Source organism: Streptomyces sp. NRRL S-920, assembly GCF_000717945.1.
Classification (GTDB): Bacteria; Actinomycetota; Actinomycetes; order Streptomycetales; family Streptomycetaceae; genus Streptomyces; species Streptomyces alboniger.
The window spans coordinates 40,613-48,868 of the sequence record NZ_JODF01000049.1; the positions used below are offsets into that span (position 1 = coordinate 40,613).

General features: G+C 68.0%; 7 protein-coding genes. 3 read left to right on the forward strand and 4 right to left on the reverse strand.

What is annotated here, in order from left to right; all coding sequences use genetic code 11:
* Positions 1 to 26: 26 nt before the first annotated feature.
* From IG54_RS0128210 to IG54_RS0128220, 3 genes are all read right to left on the reverse strand, one after another.
* Positions 27 to 773 carry a class I SAM-dependent methyltransferase gene (locus IG54_RS0128210; protein ID WP_030790484.1) on the reverse strand — a complete coding sequence of 249 codons (747 nt, stop codon included), beginning with the start codon at positions 771 to 773 and terminating at the stop codon, positions 27 to 29.
* 8 nt (positions 774 to 781) lie between these two features.
* Positions 782 to 2,107 (reverse strand): ABC transporter substrate-binding protein, encoded by a 1,326-nt coding sequence (locus IG54_RS43500; protein ID WP_030790486.1) that lies wholly within the window; start codon positions 2,105 to 2,107, stop codon positions 782 to 784.
* Between the two features lie 101 nt (positions 2,108 to 2,208).
* Positions 2,209 to 3,216, reverse strand: coding sequence for a ThiF family adenylyltransferase (locus IG54_RS0128220; RefSeq protein ID WP_030790490.1), 1,008 nt, complete (start codon positions 3,214 to 3,216; stop codon positions 2,209 to 2,211).
* Positions 3,217 to 3,812: 596 nt separating this feature from the next.
* Between IG54_RS0128220 and IG54_RS0128230 the strand changes: the two genes are divergently transcribed.
* The 3 genes from IG54_RS0128230 (at position 3,813) to IG54_RS0128240 (ending at position 7,712) form a co-directional block, all read left to right on the forward strand.
* Positions 3,813 to 5,432 carry an ABC-F family ATP-binding cassette domain-containing protein gene (locus IG54_RS0128230; protein ID WP_030790493.1) on the forward strand — a complete coding sequence of 540 codons (1,620 nt, stop codon included), beginning with the start codon at positions 3,813 to 3,815 and terminating at the stop codon, positions 5,430 to 5,432.
* A gap of 39 nt (positions 5,433 to 5,471) precedes the next feature.
* Positions 5,472 to 6,251: a 2OG-Fe(II) oxygenase gene (locus IG54_RS0128235; RefSeq protein WP_030790497.1), complete on the forward strand. Its 780-nt coding sequence runs from the start codon at positions 5,472 to 5,474 to the stop codon at positions 6,249 to 6,251.
* A gap of 147 nt (positions 6,252 to 6,398) precedes the next feature.
* Entirely contained in the window at positions 6,399 to 7,712 is a 1,314-nt protein-coding gene (locus IG54_RS0128240; protein WP_030790501.1) for an MFS transporter, read from the forward strand.
* A gap of 59 nt (positions 7,713 to 7,771) precedes the next feature.
* Here IG54_RS0128240 and IG54_RS0128245 read toward each other — a convergent pair whose 3' ends face one another.
* Positions 7,772 to 8,197, reverse strand: coding sequence for a tautomerase family protein (locus tag IG54_RS0128245; protein WP_030790504.1), 426 nt, complete (start codon positions 8,195 to 8,197; stop codon positions 7,772 to 7,774).
* Positions 8,198 to 8,256: the final 59 nt, after the last annotated feature.

The window sequence follows — 8,256 nt, forward strand, 5'->3', positions numbered from 1 at the left end:
CGCTCCCCCAGGTCAGCAGCTGGAACTCAGGTCTTGCGCACCTTCCACAGCACCTCCGCCGGCCACTTCTCAGCCCACTCCCGGTCCAGGGCTTCCTTGAAGTAGGTGCCGCCGTCGGCGGGGGCGGTGGGCTCCACCAGCCGTTCGATGGTGAATCCGCACTCCCGGAACATGTCGATCCACTGCGCGTAGGTGGAGTGGAAGACGACCACGTCGCCGCCGTACTTCAGACGGGCGTCGCCATAGGGGTTCGCGAGGTGCTCGCCGACCGTGCCGCTCTGGTTGTCGAAGCACATCTGTAGGAGCGGGGAGTAGGTGCACAGGCCGAGGATGCCGCCGGGGCGGAGCACGCGGTGCGCCTCTTCGAGCAGGCGCCGGGGTGGGGAGAAGTCGAACGCGCCGTGGTCGCAGAAGGCCGCGTCGAAGGCTCCGGAACGGAACGGCAGGCGCTCCGCCGCGGCTTGGACGAAACCCGCGGCCTCCTCGCCGAGGGCCCGCGAGAGCTGGCCGGAGGAGAGTTCGACGCCGTAGGCCCGGAACCCGGCGCGGGCGAACCCCTCGGTGTCGTGCCCGATGCCGCAGCCGAGGTCGATGATCCGGGAGCCGGCCGGAAGGTCGTCCGTGAAGATCCTGAGGTCGCTCTCCGGAAGGTGCCAGATGCCCCAGGAGGGGTGCCGGGCGGCGTCGAAGTGCTCGGGGTGGGCGTCGTGGTACAGCTCGCTGTTGGAGTCCCAGTACCGCTCGTTGACCTTGAGATAATTGATCTTTGCCATCGCTGTCCTCAGTCCTGCGGGGGTTCGCAAACCGACAGGTCCGCCCAGCCGGACGGCGGGCTGACGTAGTTCTTCACGCGGAGCCGGGCCGCCGACCTGAGCCGTCCGAACACGCACACTTCGCCGGTGGCGTTCAGCGCCTGCTCGGCCTGCGCGCAGCGGGCGAGCCGGTCGTCGAGGTCGTCCGCGGCCAGGGCGTGGTGCACGAGGTCCTTGAACGCGGACGTGGGTCCGCCGGGCAGCTGGGCCGCGGGGCGCCGGGTGAAGGGGAGGAGGAGGGAGACCGGGTCGGGCCAGGGGGAGGCCATCAGCACGAGCCGGAAGTCCTCGCGGTACGTGGTGGGGAGCTGGGTGAGATACGCCCGGTAGTCGATGGCCTCGGGCCGCAGGGTGAGTCCGGTGTGGTCGCCGATCTGCTCGGCGAGGACGTGGGCCGCCTCCCGGTTCGGTGAGAAGTCCGGGAAGACCAGACGCATGGGGGTGCGGTCGGCCGCCGGGAACAGGTCGCGGGAGGCGAGGGCCGGTGGGACGGGACGGCCGGGATCCCACAGCCCGGTCAGGGAGTCGAGTGGGCTGATGGCGCCGTGCAGCCTGCGGGACAGCTCCCGGCGGTCGAGGGCGGCGGCGACGGCCCGTTTGCGTTCGGCGGCCATGCCGCTCGGCGGCAGGAGGGCGACGGCGATGTCGAGGTCGTCGACCTGTAGGTCGGGGTAGTCGGCGCGGCGTGCCCACTGGAGCACGGGGAATGTCGTCGGGCAGGTGATGTCGACGGCTCCCCGGTCGAAGAGGCGCTGACCGTGCTGGGCGTCGGAGGACAGTACGTACGTGACATCGGGTCCGGGCCCGGTGGCCCGCAGCCGGAGTTCCCCCGGTGGTGCGTCGGCCAGGGTGTAGGCGCCGCTGGTGACGGCCGGGTCGCTGTGCCGGGGGCCGAAGACGGGGTTGGCCAGGAGTGCGGGCAGGTTGCCCACGGGGTGGCGGGTGGTCAGCCGCAGCCGGTCGGGGCCGATGGGCCGTATCTGCTCGATGAGCGACACGAGCCAGGCGAAGGGGCCGGCCTGTTTGGCGACCGCCGTGATGTGCCGGGCGATGTCGAGAGCGCGGATCGGCGGGCCGTCGGACCATCGCGCACCGGGCCGCAGGGCGAAGTCCCAGCGTTTGTCGTCCAGGCGTTGCGCTTGGTGCAACAGGCCTGGCATCAGGGTGCGGCCGGGGCCTTCCACGAAGAGCGGGCGGGCGAGTTGGCGCGTGATGGTCAGGCCGGTCCAGTCGTCGGCCGCGCCGTAGAGGCCCGACGGGATGAGGTCCGTTTCCACTCGGATCGGCTTGGGCATGCCGCTTCCCCTTTGGCGCGATACCGCCGCGTGTTTGGCGCGAACCCATGCCGTTACGGCGAAGCGCGCTAGGCGGGGCCTTCAGGGCGCCGGGCGCGTGTTTACGGGGTCTGGGCGGTGATACGGCCGGTTTCGAAGTCGATGATTTTCCGTACGTCGTAGTCGACGAGTTCGGTAATACCCGCGAGGTGGTGAATAATCGAGGAGGCCATCCAGGCACCGATGATGGTGTTGTTGGGGCCGAACGAATAGCGCGTGCTCCGCAGATTCCCGGAATCGGCCGTCGCCCCAGCATCATCCGCGCGCGCGGAAAATGCTAGTTGCTGCGGAGTAACAGTTGATTTACCGGGAGCGAAGAGCGGCCCATAGAATCCGCGCTGCATACCCACTCCGCCGAATATGGACGGCACTTCCCGACCCCAGGCGGATTCGGTCACAGCATCAGAGATGCTGCCTATCGGCTGGTCTATGCAGACGGCGATGACATCGACGTCCGTATGCGCTTCGAGGAGTTCTTCGATGTCCGCGGATGAGGTGACGAACCGGTCGACGAGCGAGACCTCGGCGTCTGACACACGGTCACGAATATAGGATTGGGCCGCTTCCAGTTTGGGTTCGCCCACGGCCGCCCCGGGGAAGAGGAACTGGCGGTTCAGGTTGTTCAGCTGCACGTTGTCGGTGTCGACGAGTACGAAGCGCCGCACTCCGGCCCCGATGAGGTGCTGGAGGATCACGCTGCCGGTGCCCCCCACGCCCATGACCATGACCGTGGCAGCGCAGATACGGCGTTGTGCCTCGTCAGGGCGGGGGCTGTGCAGGGCCAGGTGCCCCCACTGACGGGCGTGGATGCTGTCGTCGCCGCTCGGCCCCGCGGGCGACTCGATGAGAAGGCCGCGTTTGCGCAGGGCTCCGACGAGGCTTTCGCAGGCGGAGTCGCTACTGGTCAGCGCTTCGAGGGCGTCAGTTTCGCAGCCGTCTTCAAGGGCCGCCACCAGCCGGCTGACCACGCCTTTACTGTCATCGAGGACGTATTTCTTCTTCTCGCCCCGGAACGTCACCGTGCTGCCGGCCGATTCCAGTTGCCAGGCAGGGTTCAGCCATACACGCATAGCCCGCGACACATCCTTGAGGCAGGAAGCGAATAACACGCACAGATGCAAGGAGTTGGAGGGCAGCCCCGATTTAACGGGGCTGTCCTCCCACTCACATTGTCAGCAGCGGTGGACCATCACCTGAGCGGCGTCGGCCACGTCCATCTCCTCGATGAAGAAGATGTCATCCTGCTCCTGCGTAGCAACCTGAATTGCGGTCTCAGTAACGTTCTCGTTCACTGTCGCTCCTCATGTGCATCGGAACTGAATTGCTCTGACGCCAGGAAGCTTCACCATTCCCCCAGGTTCTTGTCAAGCATCTTCAAGGCAGGATTTTTATTTTCCACGCAAAGCGCACCCAATGCCTTCAATGCGGACATTTCTTCCCTTGTGTTCGCCAATCTCTCCAGGCAGGATCCGTGAAACGCATGAAGGCCTTTGGGGCCGTACCGCGGAAGGAATACTGCGGCGGGAATAAAGGATTGGCACGGGGGATTGAAGCGACGCCCGGGAGGGGTAGTGGACCCTTTGGGCGGATCACGAAAACCGGAACATGAAATTCCGAGCCCGCACACAGCGCATCTTCCAAAGCCGAGAGAACGAAGCTCAGAATCATGGGATTCCTTGAATTCAACGGTGTCGAGTGCAATCTCGCCGACGGGCGGACACTGTTCGAAGACGTCAGCTTCTCCGTGGGCGCCGGGGAGGTCGCAGCGCTGATCGGCCACAACGGCGCGGGGAAGAGCACCCTGGTCAACGTCGCGGGCAAGCGCCTCAAGCCGCGCGCGGGCGCCGTCCACGTACAGGGCGGCCTGGCGATGATGCCGCAGTTCATCGGTTCCGTACGTGATGAGTCGACCGTGCGCGATCTGCTGCTGGCCGCCGCTCCCGAGCGGATCGCCGCGGCGGCGGCGGACATCGACGCGCTCGAACTCGAACTGATGGAACGCGACGACGAGGCCACCCAGATGCGGTACGCCGAGGCGCTGGGCACCTGGGGCGAGGCCGGCGGCTACGAGATCGAGGTGCTCTGGGACGTGGTGACCACCGCGGCGCTCGGCATGCCCTTCGACCGCGCCCGCTTCCGCGACGTCAACACCCTCTCCGGCGGCGAGCAGAAACGCCTCGTCCTGGAAGCGCTGCTGCGCGGGCGTGAGCAGGTGCTCATCCTCGACGAGCCGGACAACTACCTCGACGTCCCGGGCAAGCGGTGGCTGGAGGAGCAGTTGCGCACGACCGACAAGGCCGTGCTCCTCGTCAGCCACGACCGCGCCCTGCTGGGCAACGTCGCCACGAAGGTCGTAGCCCTCGAAGGCCGCACCACCTGGGTGCACGGCGGCTCCTTCACCGGATGGAAGGAGGCCCGCCAGGCGCGGCGCGAGCGGCTGGCCGAGCTGCACCGCCGGTGGGACGAGGAGCACGAACGCCTCAAGGAACTGGTACACACGCTCGGCGAGCAGGCGAAGATCAGCGCCGCCATGGCGCCCCGCTACCGCGCCGCCCAGACCCGGCTGCGCAAGTACGAGGAAGCCGGCCGGCCGCCTGAGCTGCCCCGGGAGCAGCGCGTGGTCCCCCGTCTGACGGGCGGGCGCACCGGCACGCGCGTCATCACGTGCGAGCAGCTGGAACTGACCGGCCTCATGAAGCCGTTCGACCTGGAGGTCTACCTCGGGGACCGCGTCGCGGTGCTCGGGTCGAACGGCTCGGGCAAGAGCCACCTGCTGAAGCTGCTGGCCGGCCTCGACGTGGACCACACGGGCTCCTGGCGCCTCGGCGCCCGGGTCGTACCCGGCTTCTTCACCCAGACCCACCAGCATCCGGAGTGGGCGGGCAAGACGCTCGTAGAGATCATGGGCCGCGGTGAGGGCATCCGCGAGGGCCTGGACCGCGGGGCCGCCGCGGGCATGCTCTCGCGCTACGAACTGGCGGCCGCGGCGGACCAGCGCTTCGAAACGCTCTCCGGAGGACAGCAGGCGCGGTTCCAGATCCTGCTCCTGGAACTCGGCGGCGCGACGCTGCTCCTGCTCGACGAGCCGACGGACAACCTCGACCTGGTCTCGGCCGAGGCGCTCCAGCAGGCCATCGAACAGTTCAACGGCACGGTCGTCGTGGTCACCCACGACCGCTGGCTCGCCAGCTCCTTCAACCGCTACCTCCTCTTCCGCTCCGACGGCGAGGTCGTGCAGACGCAGGAACCGGTGTGGGACGAGAGCCGGGTGACCAGGGCCCGCTGATCCCTTGGCGTGACCCCTACCGATCGAAGGAGAGGCAAGATGCAGGACTCGGCACAGACCACTTCTGTCACGGACCGGCAGTCCACTTCCGTCCCGGACCAGGAGTCCACTTCTGCCACGGACCACATGAGCAGGGACGCCGCGATCGCCTTCCACGGCAGGACGATCGACATGCTGACCGCGGCCCCCGTGACGGAAGCGCTCGGTCTGCTGCGGCCGGGAAGCGACGCCCCGGCCACCAGCCTGCCCTTGATGCCGGCGGACATGACCGCCCCTCTCGTCTCCGAGCTGGCCGCGTTGCCGACCTGGGCCACGGAGCACTGGCTGCTCACCCCTGATGACGACGTGAAGCCGTGCAGCGAACAGGAGTTCACCGAGGCAGCCCCCGAGCGGCGCTTCTCGCGCAGCGGCTGCCTGCGCGACATCCCCCAGTCCGCCCTGGGCATCCGCGCCTTCATCTCCGCGCTCAAGAGCCGCAAGGTGGCCGACGCGTTCTCCTCCGCGTTCGGCGAGAGCGTCTCCTTCCGCTCGGCCGACATCGCCAGGTACGAGGCCGGCCACTACCTGCGCCGCCACTCCGACACCTTCGACGACCGGCGCTTCGGGCTCGTCTTCTTCCTCTCGCCCGGCTGGTCCGCGGGCGACGGCGGCGAACTGGTCGTGGAGGCTCCCAGCGGCGCCTCCCTGGCCACGCAGCCCGAGCGAGGGCGCCTGGCGCTCCTGCGGATCAACCCCGGATACCACCACAGCGTGTGCGGGATCCGCTCGCGGACCTGGGTGCGCTTCTCCGTCGCCGTCCACTTCGGCACGGCCAAGTAACGGCCGCTCCGAAATACGGCTCGCCCCGACCGGCCCCGGCGGCCGACCATTGACCCCCGCACGGCTCTCGCCACCACAGGCAGAGCCGTGCGGTGATGTCCACCCCCGCTCTCATCAGATCTACCGGCGTGCCGCCAGGAGTTCGACGTGCTCAAAGACAGCAGTTTCAGAAGCCTGTGGACTGCCCAGACCGTATCCCTGTTCGGTACCCAGGCCAGCGTGGTCATCATCCCGCTGCTCGCCCTGGGCACCCTCGACGCCTCCGCGTTCGAGATGGGCCTGCTCGGCAGCGCCGAGTCACTGGCCGTGCTGCTCCTCGGGCTCTGGGTGGGCATGACCGCCGACCGCTACCCGCGCAGGTCGGTCATGGTGACCGCGAACATCCTGCGCCTGCTGCTGATCGGGTTGATCCCGGTGGCCTACGCGCTCGACGCCCTGAGCATCCCCCTGCTCTTCGTCACCGTCTTCCTGGTCGGGGCCCTCACGCTCCTTTACGACTCCGCCCTGTCCTCGCACGTGGTCCTGACGTTCGACCGCCGCCAACTCCCCAAGATCAACTCGTATATGGAGGGCAGCACCGCGGTCAGCGAGGTCGCGGGCCCTGGCCTGGGAGGCCTCCTGGTCCAGGCGCTCGGGGCACCCCTGGCCCTGGTCGCCGACGTATGCAGCTACATCGCGAGCACAGTGCTGCTGCTCGGAGCGGGGGACAGCACGAGGAAGGGGACGAAGGAGGGAGCGACGAACACCGCGGAAGAGGACGCCGAGACCGGCCACGAAGATGCCGAGACCGCCCACGAAGATGCCGAGCAGGAGACGGTCAAGGGCGCCCTGTCCGGCTTCACCTGGGCCTTCTCCCACCGCGTGCTGCGTCCGGTGATCGTCTCCGCGGCCCACTTCAACTTCTTCACCGCGATGTTCTTCGCCGTCTACACCTACTACGTGGTCAAGGAGTTGGGCTTCAGCCCCCTCCTCGTAGGCCTGGCGAGCGCGGCCGGCGGGCTCGGCGGCGTCCTGTCCGCGACAGCCGCCTCCACGTTCATGAGCAAGGTGCGTACCCGGCTGCTCTACGTCCTGTCCCTGGCCGTACCCACCGTGGGCGCGTTCCTCGTCCCCGGCTCCGAACTGCTGGGCTCCTCCGTTCTCCAGTTCCTGGCCGTGGCCGCCGGAATGTTCCTGTGGAGCTTCGCCATCGTCGTGAACCTGGTCATGAGCGAGACGATCAAGCAGATGGTGACGCCTTCGCACATGATCGGCCAGGTCACCTCGGCGATGCGCTTCACGACGCTGGGCTTCGAGCCCATCGGCGCGCTCGTGGGCGGCACGGTCTCCCAGTTCCTCAGCCCCACCACGGCCCTGGTCATCGCGGCCTGCGGCCTCGCGACCTCCATCGCCTGGGTCGTCTTCGACCGCCACCTCGGCATGTACGACGTGAATGAGGCCGAGCCGGTCAGCGCCACCTGACCCGGGCCGCGGACCGGTCAGTAAGGACCGGTCAGTAAGGACCAGTCAGTAAGGACCGGTCAGTAAGGGGATGCCGCGTTCTGCCGCGCCCAGCCCTTCTCGGCCTCCGAGCCTTCCGGGGGCGGCACCATTCCATTGATCATCCAGAGGTCCCGGCTCGTCTCGTCGACGTGGAACTCCCAGTGCAGCCCCGCGTGTTGTTCGAGGTGGGGCTGGAGCATCGCCCGGATCCACTCGGCGATGCGGCGGCGGCTCTCCTGGTCGGAGTGGTGCCGGGCGATGTGGTCGATGGTGATGCGGACACCGGCCGGGGTGGGTTCCCCGCCGACGTAGAAGTCCGTGGCAGGCATCTCCTGGAAAAGGGTCACTACGTAGAACCGGGGCAGCCCGACCTTCTCGTAGTGGTCAGCGATGCCGGCGGCGAGCCGACTCTTGTCGTGGTCGGTGAAGATTCCGGGGGTGTGGTGAATGGTCCACAGTGGCATGGCGGTTCGGTGCTCCTCGGGTCGTGGGGCGCGGGGCCCCGGGGGTGTTGGGGTCCGGG

Excerpts from the sequence above, each read along its gene's own strand:
- IG54_RS0128210 (WP_030790484.1), bottom strand. The coding sequence starts at position 773 with ATGGCAAAGATCAATTATCTCAAGGTCAACGAGCGGTACTGGGACTCC.
- IG54_RS43500 (WP_030790486.1), bottom strand. The coding sequence starts at position 2,107 with ATGCCCAAGCCGATCCGAGTGGAAACGGACCTCATCCCGTCGGGCCTC.
- IG54_RS0128220 (WP_030790490.1), bottom strand. The coding sequence starts at position 3,216 with ATGCGTGTATGGCTGAACCCTGCCTGGCAACTGGAATCGGCCGGCAGC.
- IG54_RS0128230 (WP_030790493.1), top strand. The coding sequence starts at position 3,813 with ATGGGATTCCTTGAATTCAACGGTGTCGAGTGCAATCTCGCCGACGGG.
- IG54_RS0128235 (WP_030790497.1), top strand. The coding sequence starts at position 5,472 with ATGCAGGACTCGGCACAGACCACTTCTGTCACGGACCGGCAGTCCACT.
- IG54_RS0128245 (WP_030790504.1), bottom strand. The coding sequence starts at position 8,197 with ATGCCACTGTGGACCATTCACCACACCCCCGGAATCTTCACCGACCAC.